This window comes from Siphonobacter sp. SORGH_AS_0500, assembly GCF_031453245.1.
GTDB lineage: Bacteria > Bacteroidota > Bacteroidia > Cytophagales > Spirosomataceae > Siphonobacter.
Genome location: NZ_JAVIYT010000003.1, coordinates 81,564 through 97,051 on the forward strand (window position 1 = coordinate 81,564; position 15,488 = coordinate 97,051).

General features: G+C 42.1%; 12 protein-coding genes. 9 read left to right on the forward strand and 3 right to left on the reverse strand.

Annotation, left to right across the window (positions count from 1 at the left end; translation table 11 throughout):
• Positions 1-68: 68 nt before the first annotated feature.
• The 3 genes from QE357_RS20560 to QE357_RS20570 all read right to left on the reverse strand — a co-directional run bounded on the left by QE357_RS20560 (position 69) and on the right by QE357_RS20570 (position 2,902).
• Entirely contained in the window at positions 69-650 is a 582-nt protein-coding gene (locus QE357_RS20560) for an RNA polymerase sigma factor (protein WP_307144354.1), read from the reverse strand.
• A gap of 229 nt (positions 651-879) precedes the next feature.
• Entirely contained in the window at positions 880-1,977 is a 1,098-nt protein-coding gene (locus tag QE357_RS20565; protein ID WP_309711729.1) for a hypothetical protein, read from the reverse strand.
• Complete coding sequence (locus QE357_RS20570) at positions 1,940-2,902, reverse strand: hypothetical protein (RefSeq protein ID WP_309711731.1); 963 nt, start codon at positions 2,900-2,902, stop codon at positions 1,940-1,942. Before QE357_RS20570 ends, QE357_RS20565 begins: the two co-directional genes overlap by 38 nt.
• 288 nt (positions 2,903-3,190) lie before the next feature.
• Between QE357_RS20570 and QE357_RS20575 the strand changes: the two genes are divergently transcribed.
• The 9 genes from QE357_RS20575 to QE357_RS20615 all read left to right on the forward strand — a co-directional run.
• Positions 3,191-4,474, forward strand: coding sequence for a hypothetical protein (locus QE357_RS20575; RefSeq protein WP_309711734.1), 1,284 nt, complete (start codon positions 3,191-3,193; stop codon positions 4,472-4,474).
• A 365-nt stretch (positions 4,475-4,839) separates the two neighbouring features.
• On the forward strand, positions 4,840-5,559 hold the full coding sequence (locus QE357_RS20580; protein WP_309711737.1) for a hypothetical protein: 720 nt from the start codon (positions 4,840-4,842) through the stop codon (positions 5,557-5,559).
• A 546-nt stretch (positions 5,560-6,105) separates the two neighbouring features.
• Positions 6,106-7,155 carry a histidine kinase gene (locus QE357_RS20585; protein ID WP_309711740.1) on the forward strand — a complete coding sequence of 350 codons (1,050 nt, stop codon included), beginning with the start codon at positions 6,106-6,108 and terminating at the stop codon, positions 7,153-7,155.
• A gap of 15 nt (positions 7,156-7,170) precedes the next feature.
• A complete protein-coding gene (locus QE357_RS20590) occupies positions 7,171-8,658 on the forward strand; it encodes a TlpA disulfide reductase family protein (RefSeq protein WP_309711743.1) in 1,488 nt (495 codons plus the stop codon).
• Positions 8,655-9,347, forward strand: coding sequence for a LytTR family DNA-binding domain-containing protein (locus QE357_RS20595; protein WP_309711746.1), 693 nt, complete (start codon positions 8,655-8,657; stop codon positions 9,345-9,347). Before QE357_RS20590 ends, QE357_RS20595 begins: the two co-directional genes overlap by 4 nt.
• A 590-nt stretch (positions 9,348-9,937) precedes the next feature.
• Positions 9,938-10,501 carry a sigma-70 family RNA polymerase sigma factor gene (locus QE357_RS20600; RefSeq protein WP_309711749.1) on the forward strand — a complete coding sequence of 188 codons (564 nt, stop codon included), beginning with the start codon at positions 9,938-9,940 and terminating at the stop codon, positions 10,499-10,501.
• Between the two features lie 171 nt (positions 10,502-10,672).
• A complete protein-coding gene (locus QE357_RS20605; RefSeq protein ID WP_309711754.1) occupies positions 10,673-11,677 on the forward strand; it encodes a FecR domain-containing protein in 1,005 nt (334 codons plus the stop codon).
• A 6-nt stretch (positions 11,678-11,683) separates the two neighbouring features.
• Positions 11,684-15,286 carry a SusC/RagA family TonB-linked outer membrane protein gene (locus tag QE357_RS20610; RefSeq protein WP_309711757.1) on the forward strand — a complete coding sequence of 1,201 codons (3,603 nt, stop codon included), beginning with the start codon at positions 11,684-11,686 and terminating at the stop codon, positions 15,284-15,286.
• Between the two features lie 12 nt (positions 15,287-15,298).
• The coding region (locus tag QE357_RS20615) for a hypothetical protein (protein WP_309711760.1) at positions 15,299-15,488 on the forward strand (190 nt) is incomplete at its 3' end.

Sequence of the window (15,488 nt, forward strand, 5' to 3'; positions counted from 1 at the left end):
TAGCTTCTATAGAGGAAGTGAGCTTACCATGACTTTACCCCCAATAGACGCTGAAAAAAATTTGATTTTTATTTGCACAGTAAGAGTAGTACCAGAGCTACGTAGTCTTTCAAACAAACCCGTAAGGATTTGAGAGCCCTTCCTAAATGATTTTCAGCCGTTTTTTCAGAAATATTTAATCGATGAGCAATCTCGGTAATGGTAAGATGCTGATGGCGGCTTAGTTGATAGACGAGTTTACTTTGGGGAGAAAGATTAGACAAGTGTTGCTCGAGAGCATTTTCCAAGTCCTTTAGAGCAACTACTTCTTCAGTGCAACAAGTAGTCGACTCCTGCCAATGCTGATAATAGAGCAAATATCGGCCCCGTACTTCTTCTTTCTGAAAATACTGGATGATGAGGTATTTCGTCGCCGTTCGTAAATACGCTTCCAGGGAATGGGTGATCATTAAAACACTTCTTCTCTCCCATAAATCTACAAACAACTCCTGAATGAGTTCTTCGGTACTTTCCTTCGACTTCAAACGCTTGTAGGCCTGATTGTATAAACGGGTCCAGTATCTGGTATAGATAGTTTCAAACGCCTGGGTATCTCCTTGGCGGAGTAACTCAAGCAACGTATCATCGGAGAGGAAGGTGCGATTTTTCATAATAGGCATTAGCGTATCCTAATCCAAATACCAAAAATCACAAAAAAAATACAAATAATACCAAATATGTTTTCAACTTTTATTCTCCGTAGCTTGTAGAAAAGGAAGACTAGTCCTTTTAGAACTAAATATTAGTTACAAAGCGATACGTAACTGGTTTGCCAATCAAGCGGGCCTAATGAGATAAGGTTTGTCTTTATGTAGCTTGATGCCCAAATTTGGAATTTGCTTAAAAATTGCCCTTTTTTATTAGATTCCAGATAATTACGAAAACATCAGATGATTCTTTAGTCGTGATGATAGGGGACTTTCCCGTTACTTTTTTAATCGAAAAGGCATTGGTATAGGCATCCATTCCATACACTGCCTCATGACGTATACTTACCTGTTTGATGGAGCCGTCAAACAGGATACGTTTATTAGTAAGATAAATACTACCTTTATCTATGATCTTTAAAATTGGGAAGTTAACTCTGATTATATCCACGAAACCTGTTGAAAGGTCTAACTGTTGGAACGTTTGATTATGCCGAAAATCATAATAATCACCCCTCGTACTCGCCCGTTCTTCAAGCCATTCCACGTTAGTTAATTGACAGTAGCATTTCTCGTCTTTTTGCAGTGGAATCACTACAGAGATCTCAGTTAAGAGGTTACTTTCTAGCCTCGCGTAATTACGATACTTATTCAGAAGCTTTGAGTACGCAGGTGTAGGACGTACTTCTAACTGACTCGATAACTGCTCTACTAATTCTTCTTTCTCCTGATCCCAACGAGCGTTGGCAGCTAAGGTTCGTATTCTTTCATTGAGTTTAGATTGCTTTGATTCAATTAATACATTCTCCGCTGTAACTAAGTCAATTTCTAAATCCTGAGCCAGCCTTTTCAAATAGGTGTTATCTTCCTTATGGAAAGTGATACTACCTACGCGTTTTCTTACTTGTTCGCTGTAAAATGGCTCTGCTATAGTGTGGTGCAAAAACTTTACTTGTTCCGAAGACAGATCTAATAACATTCTCAGGTGGGTTAATACACTTCGTTCACTTGTTGAGAAATGGACTGACTTCATATAATAATGAAGAGTCACCGCATAAAACTCCTCGAGATTTAATGGAAACGTCTTCTGAAGAGATAGACCATATGTTTGTTCAATGTGGTCTATTTCTGTTTTATTTATAGCGGTGATGTCTTTACGAGCCAGTAAGTTATTGACTTCCAGAAGAGCGTTTTCCTCAGGATGCTGCTTGAGGAGTGCCTGCATCCAACTTTGAGCAATCAACGGGTGTTCTTTAAAGACGGCTGACATCATATTTTCGATAAGTTTCATAAATGGGATAATTCCAGTCGCATACACCCCCGTGATGAGAACAAGCTCCTCTTCCTTTTGCATTGGAAGGACTATAGCTTCCATCACAACAGACCGTTTGATAATACAGCAATCGTTTTTTCTCCGGGTTTAACTGATTGTATAGTTTCTCCCCTGCTTTTGATCCATACTGCGAAGCATGGTAAGCGTCCGTTACTGCTTCCAGTGTTTGATTGCTTTTTTGAAAGCAAATGGCTCTTTGGTAGAGATAATCACTATTGTCGGACTCATTCTCTATTAACCGAGTATACAGGGGTAAGGCCTTGGCAAACTGATGGGTAGATACATAGGCCAGAGCCAACTGTTGACGTACCATTTTAGACTCCTGAGTATCCGTGTCTCGAAGCTGGTTTTGAATCTCTACTAATTGTTGAATGGCTTTTGAGTACTGCTTCTTTTTTAAGGCAGGTTCTATTTTAGCTAACCGCAACTGAAGGCTATTTTTTCTTGCTTTATCCAGAGCAGCAGCTTTCTCTTCGGCCTGTATTGCCAAAAATGCTTTTTGCTGAGCCTGCTTTTCTTCAAAAGTTCTTTGAACGATAATTTCCTGCCGCTTAACGGTAAATTGATAGCCAGGCAACACAGCGATTAGCGATAAGCCAGCGAAAACTTGGAGCTTAAGTTTTGGGGTGTATTGAAAACGAAGCTTCTGTTCCAGAAAGTCAGTAACCGAAGGAGCGACTAAAAAGCTCATTAAAAGCAGCCAAAAGCTAAGCCCTGCATAAACAGGTAAAACCGCGATAGCCAGCAAAAACAAGATTAGGAAAACAAACCACCAAGCATTGGAAGTCTTTTTTTCTGGATTTTCTAGTGATTTACTTTCTTTGAAGTAATGTGGCATAACCCGATGCTGGTCGGGAATAAGATTAGGTATATATCTTTTCATATCTAACACTTGACGGAGTGTGGGGTTAATCTTCTAAAAGTAATCACCTATAGCATTTATAGGTTTTAGGTTATCATAAGTAGGTCAGAGTCTTTATTAAAGTATCATTTATTTTATCTTTAAGGCGATTACATGTTTAACTAGTGAAATTCCTGGCTTTCCCGCTTAATGAATGCCTAGATATTTTCTTTGGCTTGTACATTAGTTAAGTATAAGTGATACAACATTTTTGAGAGTAGTACGCAACGTTAGCATGAACCAAGCATCTAATATGCAAAAACTACGAGTATGAGGTTTCGCTACCAAAGTGTGCTCCGAAAGGGGGCTTTCTTTTTCCTGTTAATAGGAGTTTTAGTTTTTACAGCCTACCAACTCACCTATTGCCAAACCAGAAAGGTATTACTGCCCTACTTACAAACCAATAAGCTTGATCTGGCCACTCAAAATCCGGACTGGACAACTGTTTGGGACGAGGGCTTCTACCAGAATCAAATTTTTCTCATTGGTGAGCGGCATGGCATTGCCTACTCCTATGAAGCACTTTGGCTGATGTTTAAGCAAATAAAAGCCAAAACAAACTTCACCTATTACCTACTCGAAGCCCCCCTCTACTGGGAAACTTATTTGAATCAATATCTAGATACGGGCAATGAAACCTTTCTGAAAAAGCCATTTTTAGAGGCAAAAGGTACATTCTATGCCAACCAAAACTTCTACAATTTTTATAAAAAGCTCTATAGCTACAATCAAGCTTTACCGGCTCAAGATAGAATCCGGTTCATTAGCCTAGATGTGGAGCATCAGTTTCGTTACAGTCATGCACAATTGCTGTCGCTGTTTGACCAACACGTAAAAATGCACCCTGATACGTGCCGATTCATACGATTGTTCTATCACCTCAATCCCGAAAAAACAGGCAACTATCAAAAGGCTTACCAACAATACCAGCAGGCTTTTGAACAAGATTCACTTCAACTCCAGCAAGAGCTTGGTTCTGCCTACGAGACCACCCACTATTTAATCCGTAATATCAATTACAAATTCATCGCTACGGCTGATAAGCATGACTTAGCCCGGGATAGTTTAATGTATGAGAATTTTAAAACACGCACCCGCTCGTTGGATCTTCAGGCCCATCGTGCTTTTGGATTCATGGGCATTGACCATTGTTATTTAGAGGGAGCGAAAAGAGCCAAATATTTTGGGGCTTACCTACCTAAACAACGCTATAAAGTAGCGTCTACGATTATGCTGTATAGCGAGTGTAGTACGCGAATTCCCAGTTTCTACCTACCCAAACCTCTGCGTTTCTTAGGCGGTAAAAAAGGCTATTTTCTGACCAAACTACGCAGTAACGACGGATGGATTGAACATCAAAAGTACATGGATGTATTAAAAGAGGTATCACCGAGTTGCATGACCTTATTCCGGTTGACAGGCTCCCAGTCGCCCTTCAAAGAGCGTCACTTATTGGTTGATGAGCTTAAATCAGCTGCCCCTACTACGGCCTACATGCAGTATGTGGTTTTGATTAGAAATTCTCCGGCTGCCGATGCCCTTGAGTTCAACTAATTTGCTTTCCATTTGTATCAATCATGGGTTGAGCAATTAGATTATCATTAAAGAACCAAATTCATCGAAAGTGGACAAGTCTATAAAGAATCTCATTAGATAATCGTGATTATTCAACCAAGCGAAGGTAACGATTCGCCCTGCCGGCGGCCGAGCCTTGGTCCGTTACTTTTTAATTCTCTAAATCGTCTTCATACTGGTGAGTTAAGAGTACAGGGCTTGCTTTGACTTACACTTTTTTATAAAGATAGCTCTCACAAAATCTACGAATCACCACTAATCCCCATTTTTTTCCTGTCGTGAAAATCCTGATCTATCTCGGTAGAACAGAGTATTGATTTGTACGATTCTAACTACAGAAAATTATGAAATACCTATTGCTTGCCTTTTACTTATGCTGTTTTAGCGTAAGCCATGCTCAGTTAAAACCTTCGAAGGATGCTTTCGAAAAGAAGTGGGTAAAACCTGATACTTACGATATGGTTTGGTACGCTCTTCGGGATACAGCTAAGATCGAGATTGGCCGAGTATCCAATCAGATCATTGAAAACAAAAATCAAATTGTATTCATTTCAACTGTGGATATGAAGGGTATGAATGGTACTTGGGTTGATTCCTCCATTTGTGAAAAAGCAACGCTCAGCCCTATCCGTCATGCCTCTTATAATGGACAAAGAGATATGGTACTCCATTTTGGTCAAGTAGTAACAGGTTTTTACACCGATAAAAGACAGGCAAAGACTACTATAATTAATGACACCCCACAAACATCTTATTTTGACAGTAATATATATCCTAGTTTAGTCCGTTGGCTTCCTCTGAAAGAAGGGTTTAAACAGAAAATAGCTATTTACGATTATAACCCTTTGGCTAAGATAGGGGTAATAAATGCTTCCGTACATGGGATTAGCAGTGGTACCTACAATAGTCAGAAATCAGGGTTGAGAGAGGTCTGGATAATAGATGTTACGGATGAAATCAGCAATGGGAAATCACAGTATTTCGTTGACAAAACGAATAGAAAACTTTGGAAACAAACGATAGAAGCCGGAGGACGTACGATGATGATGGTCAGTGTTGAATAGCACCAACGCTATAGCCGTTGGTTCAATGCTCCTCCAATGGAGTATTGGGAGAGCTTAGTAATTTGGCGTCACACTGATAATTATCAGTGTGTTAACTGCGACTGTAATAGATGCATAGACCAATTCCACCCAAAAAAATGCATATGCCCCCCGCAAAAAGTATGATACTAAGCGGGTAGCCTATTGGCGTAGAGTAGCCTATTCCAATCATTAACCAGCCAGTGACTATCATTATTACAGCAAAAATGATGTAGGCAGCTTTTGTAAGTTTCATTTATCGACAATAAAAAGCTATTTTATAATCAATGCGGGGCCCTTTAAGCTCTAAAGACAAAACCTGTTTCAAAAAGATACCTGCTCGTATGCTTTGAAATAGGTTTTATGTATTCCTGTCTACCTTTAAGGTAACTTTTCCAAATTTGGATATCTAAAACGTGTAAATGACCACACTTACTTAATTTACCCCAAACTTTCCAAGAGTTACCCCTTTTAATTGTGAATGCTTCACTTCTGAACTTGCTTTGAAGCAGTATTAAACGTTCAGCAATGAAATCATTCCGTTTATCCATTTGGCAGCAATGGCTTTTGCACGCCTTTCTTTTTTGGCTACTTCTTGAACTTAGCGAGTTAGTTACCTTTTTCTTCGAAGTACAAACCGGTGGGGCTTATTCCGTTAATCCCGATGGCACTCCCCTCAGTCTTCAGCAAAGATTCATTCATCATAATGTTACCCAGGCGATTTGGGCCGTGATCTTATTAGGAACGTTACCCATTGAGCTTAGTTACCACCTGGTTTTTAAAAAAAGGTCCTTATTATACTTTTTGTGTACCAGCATTTTAATAGCCCTGAGTTTGGTAGCTCTGCTCTGTTGGTTTAATCGTTGGAAGTTTAAAGGCGAAGTAAATGATGTCGGTAAGCCAGCTGCTATAATCGCAGGGTACGGTTTTATGTATGCTTTACTTAGAGATGCTATAGATCAGCGTATTAACCGGGCTCAACAACAGATTCAGCAAGCAAAAGCCGAGCTAACTACTTTAAAATCGCACCTCAACCCTCATTTTCTATTTAATACGTTAAATACACTCTATGGCTCGGCTTTGCTTGAAAAAGCCGAGCAAACGGCTCTAAGCATTGAGCAACTAGCCAGCATTATGCGTTATACCCTGACCGAAGCCTCTTATGACTTTACATCCGTAACTAATGAATTCAGATTTATTCAGGATTATCTTCAGTTGCAACAGCTTCGGCTTCCTACTCAAAAAAGCATTCAAATTAAAACTGATCTTTTTTACGATGAAAAGCCGGCACAAATTCCTCCTTTGCTGCTCATTCCCTTTATAGAAAATGCCTTTAAATATGGCATCCGCATGGATCAGCCTTGCTTTCTTACGTTGCAGCTTAGCGTTGAAAATAAAGAGTTAAAACTCCTGATCGAGAATAGTAGATTCCCCCCCCAGCAAGACCAGACCAGATTAGGTACAGGTATTGCCCATACACAAAAGCGTCTTGATTGGCTTTACCCTGATAAACACCAATTAAGTATTAACGCTAATGAGCATTACTATCAGGTTCGTTTACAAATCAGTCTTCATTAATCTCCTCTCTTATCTATGCGATTTATTCTTCTCTTAGCAATCTTCGGCTTGCTAATGCCTAGCTACGCCCAAACCAAACTTTCCGGACACCTAGAAGTTGCTCGTGGTACCCATACGGTTGTAGTAAATGTCCCTTTTGATTGTTGGATCCATGAAATAAACAACAAAGAAATTCAATTGGACGAAAAGGGTAGCTTTATGCTTCTATTGCCCATTACACAGCCGCAGATTATCTTTCTAACCTACGCGGGAAAGCGTCTTCACTTGTATGTTGAGCCGGGCAAGCACCTTTCCATAGAAGCGGACTCTTCTTTGCAAGCCATACATTTTGGCGGCAGTCTAGGCAAAGAGAATCAATTTCGTCAACAACTAGGATTCACGTTTGATAGCTTGGGCAAACCAACTTGGAACGATTCGTTAAGTAAACCGGATCAAATTCTGCTAGACCTTCAAAGAGCCCAAAGAATTGCTTCAGAAACGTTGAAAGCAATGTCCTCCCAGTTCTCTCCAGCCTTTTCACGCATGACAAAGGCCGACATTCACTACTTTGCTACTAGTAAATTATGGACCTTGGTCTGGAATAACGGGGTATGGGCTCAACGGAATACCTCTCGTTTTGGTCCGAAAGACTGGCAACCCGTACTTAAAGAAGCCTATCAAGCTCTGAATTTATCGGACAAGCTTGCTTTAACAAGTTACCACTACCAAATAGCCATTACTAATTATCCAAGGTTTCTTCAGCATCAAGCCTCTACCAAAGAAGACTTTATAGCCATAGCAGAATCGATCTTTCAAAAGCCTTTCAAGGAGGTTAATCAAGAGATTCGTCAAAAGGGAGAACGGTATTGGGAATACATGGTATTCAATTATAGCCTAAAAGGTCTAGCTTTAGAACGGGCCATGGCTTCCTTTTTGATCAAAGGTATTTCTCAGGGAGATCTTGAATACCAATATGAGGCCTATCAGGATTTCATTAAACGCTATCCGACTAGTTTTTATCGACTTCCAGTAGAAAAAGCCATGAAGCCTTATCTCACTAGCAGGGTAAAAACAAAAGCAGGATGGCCTGACATTCATTTTGTTACAAATGTGGAGCAAATCACAACGCTAGATTCACTGCTTCGTAGGTATCGAGGGAAAGTCCTGTATATTGATTTATGGGGCAGTTGGTGCGGCCCCTGTCGGCAGGAATTTACGTATACGAAAGCATTAAAAGACCATTTCAAAGGCCGACCTGTGGACTTTGTATACATTGCCATTGAGCATAACTCAACACCAGAAAAGCAGTGGCAGGAAACGATTGGTTTGTATGAATTAACAGGTCATCACCTGCTAGCCAGTAAAGAGCTGGAAAAGGACTTACGCAAGATTTATCTCAAGCAAGGTAACCTTCGGTTTCCGTCTTATATTTTAGTAGATCAATCGGGGAAAGTCATAACTCTCTACGCTAAACGTCCGTCTGAAAAACAAGCTTTATACGAGCAAATCGAATCCTTACTGTGAAGAACCTATCTTGTATTTTTGTCGATGATGAACCCATGGGCCTAAGCGTTTTAATGGCTCACGCCAGTAAAGTACCTTTTTTACAGGTTAAGGATACGTTTGCTAGTAGTACTCAGGCTTTAGCTTACCTACAAACCCAAAAAGTCGATTTAGTTTTTCTAGATATTCAAATGCCTGATTTATCTGGTTTGGAAATGGCTCAAATCCTAGATTCAGCAGTTGATATTATTTTTACGACCGCTTACCCCCAATTTGCAGTAGAAGGTTTCGCACTAGCTGTAGTCGATTACCTACTAAAGCCCATTAGTTTACCTCGGTTCATGCTAGCCTGTAACCGGGCTGCCGAAAAACGCACTGCTCTGCTAACTGAAAAACCTGATCAACAGGAATATCTCTTTGTAAAGACAGGCTATGATTGGGTAAGAATTGAGTTATCGTCTCTGCTATATCTCGAGGCAGATGACAATTATGTAACTTTTCATGAAAAAGACCGACGTACGTTGACTCGCATGAAACTCTCAGAAGCCCTCGAAAAACTGCCCGAGCAGACATTCATACAAATTCATAAGTCCTATGTTATATGCCTATCAAAAATTGATAAAATTGAGCGACATCAGCTTACTCTAGCGGGTTATATCATTCCGATATCCGCCACCTTCCGCCAAGAGCTTATGGATAGGATCAATTAAAATCATTTAATAGAAGCAGACTACCTGGTGCAGGGTGAGCATTGTTCTTGCAGAGTCAGGTTACCGTTGATTGAAAACTAGAAATATATAAAGCTCTTACAAACGTTCATTCGTAAAATGCTATGTATAGAGCTATGCGTTAGATAAAGATGACCTATCTTCTTCCCGCATAAGATTTTTAAAGTAAGATTACCTGGTCTTTCAAACAAGGATCTCATTATATTTCTTAACGTAGCTCCCTAGTCTTTCTTCTCTTCTAACAGCCTGTCCAACAGTCGTTTTTGATGCTCTCTCAGCTAAGTCGTTCTTCATTGAGGAATGGCGAAAGTAGCAATCCGAGGTCGTATTCCCTTTCTCTTCCGCCACGGTGAGGTTTCCTTGTATTCCCAATACGATTAAAGTTAGACAAATCATAACATAAAGAATATGCTTAGCACGAATACAGAAAGCGTTGAACGCCTAATGACCGCAATTCGATTTGTTTTATCTATACTTGTAGTTACATTTTAGTATAGTGAGCAAGCAAAACGCCTACTAATTGCCAAGGATTCAAGGTGAAAACGGAAGATGTTGACATATGGAACACATTCTTGCAAGGAAATCGTGAATCCTTTGAGTTAATCTACGCCCAGCATTATAAGGCTCTGTATGAATACGGTATGCGAAAGTTGGGCAACCAGGAACAGGTCCGGGATTATATTCATGATTTGTTCGTGAAACTCTGGACGAATCGATCCGGTACAAGTGCTACTGACAACATCCGCTATTTTCTTCTAGCGTCGCTGCGAAACCTTATTTTAAATAGTTCGACAAAAAAGAGTAACCTTCAATATGTCGATATTGAAGAAGCTGACGATTTCAAAATTGACTTCAATGCTGAAACGGAATTCATTCGTCTGGAACAGGTTGATGCTCAATCCCGCCAGGTAATTCAGGCCCTCAATCAACTCAGTCCCCGACAAAAGGAAGTGTTGTATCTTCGATATTTTGAAGAATTGGAATTTCATGAAATTGCTTTCATGATGAGCATTACCGTGAAAGGCGTTTACAAGCTTAATAGTCGAGCTATGGAGACCCTTCGCAGTATTCTAGACCTTCCCAACTCTAGTATCATCAGCCTTTTACTGCTTTTACGCATCAAAGGCATTCTCTAACCTCTGTTCTATTTTTCAGGCATTAACGGATTGTCGTTCAGTGTTTTACGTGAACAACAACCCGTTGCATGAATTTTCTAGAAAAAATTTATAAAAAAATTCTGAGCCGATGGGGTACTGCCAATCTTTCTTCGGTTTGTATGAATAGAAGCCCAATTAAAGTGGCCATCCATGAGTAAATACAATACCTACAGTACGGAAGATTTTTTGAATGATACTGACTTCATTCGCTGGGTTAAGGAACGTTCGGGAGCTGATGAGCAATCGTGGGCCGAATGGCTTCGCACAAATCCTGTCAATCGGGAAGAATTTGAAAAAGCAACCCGATTACTGGAGATTATTGTCTCCGTTAAACGAATGGAACCTGGCGAAGTTTTCCGGGATCAGTTACTCAGGGATATTAATACAAGTATCGGTCAAGAAGAACGGCGGGGCCTAGTCATCCGCTGGAGTAAGAGGGTTGGAGCGGGACTTGCCGCCAGTCTGGCGATTTTAGGGGGTATTGGCTGGTATGCTCAATCGATGATTACCATTCGAACGGATTACGCTCAGCATAAAAAAGTAACATTACCCGACGAGAGTGTGGTCACGCTTAATGCCAATTCGTCGATTAGTTATCACCGAGCCTGGCGTTGGAAAAGTGTGAGAGAGGTTTGGGTCAATGGGGAAGCATTTCTGGAAGTTAATCACTTGAATAAAGATCCCAAGCAAATTCGTCGACAGGATCAGTTTCAGGTTCATGCCAATCAGTTGACGATTGAAGTTTTAGGAACCAAGTTTAATGTCAAAGAACGCCGTAATCAGGTGCTGGTGGCTTTACTCGAAGGTAAAATCAGTGTTCGGGACTCCCGACAGACGCTGCTGATGAAACCCGGGGAAGTCGTTCACTACGATGGGCAACTCAAGAAACAAAACATCCGACAGGTGCAAAGCGTACCACAGGCCTGGCTGGAAGGTAATATGGTTGTCAACGGACTGACCGCCCGGCAGATCATTGACAATTTCGAAGACACCTATGGATATCGAGTCATTCTAGAGGATTCGACCCTAGCATCCAAGCAAATTGACGGCACCATTGCCTTCGGTAGCGAGGAGACCATTTTGTATACCCTATCCAACATCTTGAATGTAAACATCTATAAAAACGGTAACACCATTACTTTAAGATCCCGGTAACCAAACATGAAAAATTCGATTATCCGATTAATCGGTACCTGCCTGCTGCTGGTACTATTGGATGGTTTTGTCCATGCCCAGCAGCGTACGATTCCTCTGTCAGAAGCTATTTCCCAGATCGAAAAGAAATTCAAAACCAAATTTGCCTATGAACACAATTTACTTCGTGGTAAGTCTGTCTCTGCTTCGGCTCTTACTGGTGATTCAGTAGAAGAAATACTAAAAAACGTATTGTATCCCAACAATTTATTGTTTCTCTATGTCAGCGGTAACTCATACAGTATCGTGGCCAGAGACGCTAGATTTTTTCAGACACCCCCGCCTTCGCCAACCTCCTCTCCCAAACCCACGAGCCCTTCGGCTCCTGCTTATGTAGATGAGGATCAGATCGTTCGGGGAAACATCACGACTACCGAAGGAGTAGCCCTGCCCTTTGCCAACGTTTGGGTAAAAGGCACCCGGAGAGGAACGACAGCTAACGAAAAAGGCAATTATAATCTGTCGGGAATGAAACCCGGCGAACACCTGGTAATCACTTTCGTTGGTTATAAAGATAAGGAAGTGGTAGTGCGTGACCTGGGTACGCTCAATATCGTCATGGAAGCTCACGAGGGTAAATCCTTGAATGAAGTTTCGGTGGTAAGTACGGGCTATCAGGCGTTACCTAAAGAACGGGCGACCGGGGCTTTTGGAAGCATTAGTGCCAAAGAGATTGAAAAAATACCAACCCCTAACCTTATTCAGCGACTGGAAGGACAGGTTCCGGGGCTGGACGTTCAACTGACCGGCGGGGATAACACCTTTACCTATGCGAATACGCAATTTGCTATAGCCAGTGGTACCCGCACCGTAGGTAGGTCTGACTACAATCTGGCCATTCGTGGAATCTCGACCAGCCAGGGAGAGGCCCTCCCCTTAATTGTGGTAGACGGAGCCATTACCACACTGGATTTAAAGACGTTTAACCCCCGCGATATTGAAAACATCACGGTTCTGAAAGATGCCGCAGCGGCATCGATCTGGGGTACACGGGCGGCTAACGGCGTCATCGTCATTACCACGAAAAAAGGGAATATGAATCAGGGACCACGCCTGAATTTTTCTACCGATTTCATGACTTCTGGGCCACCCCGACTGAATTATTTACGTTTGATGTCCGTAGATCAGACCATTGACTACGAGCAGGAAGCCGTCAACAAAGGACTCATCATTAATCCTTTAACAACCACACTTTTTCCTCAACGGGTCAGTGAGGTAACGGATTTAACTTTTCAGTTAAAAGCTGGACGTCTAACGCAGGCTCAGTACGATGACGCATTAAACAGCATCCGGGCACGGGGCAATGGACTTGATCAAATCTCCCAATACATTTTACAGCCCACGGCCAACCAGCAGTATAACCTTTCTTTATCGGGAGGAGGCCTTGCCTCGACGTACTTTTACAGTGCCTCTTACAGCAAGGAACGGCCTAATACCAGAGGAACTAACGGTCAGCGGCTGACCTTGACCCTGAATAATTCGTTTAAAGTCTTTGATAAAATCACGATTTCAACGAATCTCAAGGCCTCCATGTTTAAGTATAAGATGGGGGCTGTGGGTTTGAATTCGCTCCTCAGCCCATCGTCGATTACCTTCATGCCTTACGACCAACTCGTAGATGCCAATGGAAAGCGGCTTTCCTACGCCCGATCGTATTACGATTCTTATCTCTCTACGCTGGAAAAACAAGGCTATTTACCCTGGCGGTATAACTATCTCGACGAAATGGATTTCAATGACAATTCTTCGTCGGATAACAACTATCTAGCCACGGTAAATGTAAACGTTCCCCTCTTCAAAGGCTTGTCGGCCAACGGTTTTTTCAGTAATGAACGCTCTTTTGCACAAGGCCGTCGCTACAATTCAATTGACACCTACGCTACCCGAGATTTATTAAACAACGCAACAGTGGTTGGAACCAATGGCCAGCTGGTTACGGCCATTCCGAAAGGAGGTACGCTAAACCAGACGAACACCCAGTTTAATAACTACAGCCTACGTGGTCAATTAGCTTTTAACCAGAATTATGGGACTGATCATCAGATCAATGCCATTGCCGGTACGGAGATTCGCCAGACGATGGCTAGCCAGGGTAGCTCTACCATGTATGGGTATTACATGGATCGGGGTTTAGCTCAAAACGTAAACTACGCTACGCCGTATAGTACGCTGACGGGAGGTCAGAGCGTGATTAGCGGAGGGCCGACTCAGGAAGATAAAACCCGTCGATTCCTCTCCTATTATGCCAATGCCTCTTATACGCTCAAAAATCGGTACACACTTTCAGGAAGCGTTCGATACGATGATTATAACAACTTTGGAGTGGATCGTTCCTATCGGGCTACACCGCTTTGGTCAACGGGTTTAAAGTGGAATCTGGATCAGGAACATTTCCTGAAAAATTTATCCTGGATTAACTCCCTGGGACTTCGCACCACCTACGGAGTGAATGGGAATATCGCCACCGATATGTATCCTTTCACCAGCATGTATCTGACTGGTTCAGATCCGCTGACGACTAACCCCGCTGCGGGTATTCTTAATCCCGCCAACCCTACCTTACGCTGGGAAAAAACCTATGTATATAACGTAGCCGTTGATTTTGGGTTGTTCAACCGTCGCCTGAATGGTTCGATTGACTTTTATACGAAGCAGGGTCGGGATATTATCTACGAATTCCCCATTAACCCAACCTATGGAATAAGTACTTTAAAAAGAAACACCACCTCACTCTCTGGTAAAGGGATCGATGTAGGCCTGAAAGCGGATGTGATACGGAAAAACGATTGGGGGGTTCAGGCCGGGCTTACCTTCGCTTACAATACGAATCAGGTAACAGACACTCGCTTCGTAGCTACTTCAACCATTCTTTCCAACCCTACGCTTCAGAACTGGATGAAAGGCTACACTACGGATAAGCTTCTGGTGTATCGTTTTGCGGGCCTGGATGCAACAGGGATGACGCTAGTGTATAATGAAAACGGTGAAAAGCTGGCTCCTAATCAGTCCATTACCTCACTGGATGCCCTTAAGCATGTGGGCCGTTTAACAGCCCCCTACTTCGGAGGTTTTAACGCCACGATTCGCTATAAAGGGTTCTCACTCTATGCACTGGCTACCTATAGCTTTGGTAATGTTTTCATTAAACCTACGATTTCAAGTTATCCAACGGCGTTGGGAAGAAATGCTCAGTTGAAGTACGACCTGAGTGCGGACATTGCCAAACGCTGGAAAAATCCCGGTGATGAGCTGACAACGAACGTTCCGGGTATGGCCGGTACTTACGCCGGAGTTAGCCTCTATCGTTTTCAGAACTCAGACCTTAACGTGTTACCCGGCGATTTTATCCGTCTGCGGGAGGTTTCTCTAACCTATCAGGTTGCGGAGCGATTCGCTCAGTTGGCTGGATTTAAAGGAGCTTCACTAGGTGTAGCCGTTCGTAACCTGGGGCTGATCTGGACGAAGAATAAGGAAGGCTTTGATCCCGTCTTTGCCAACAGCCTATCCAGCACAACGCTGGGCATTCCGCCGAGTCCTTCTTATACGTTTTCCCTCAACGTAAACTTCTAACGCCAGAACTTCATGAAAAAGAATACTTTGTCAATCAGTCTATTAGGTATTACCATGTTGCTAAGTAGTTGCGAAAAATACGTAGATATTCGTACGCAGGGCAGCCTGGTTCCAAAGGATATTCAGAATTATCGGTATTTACTTAACAATACGTCAACGTATGAAACGAATACGGTACTAGGTAACCTGGCTAGTGACGATG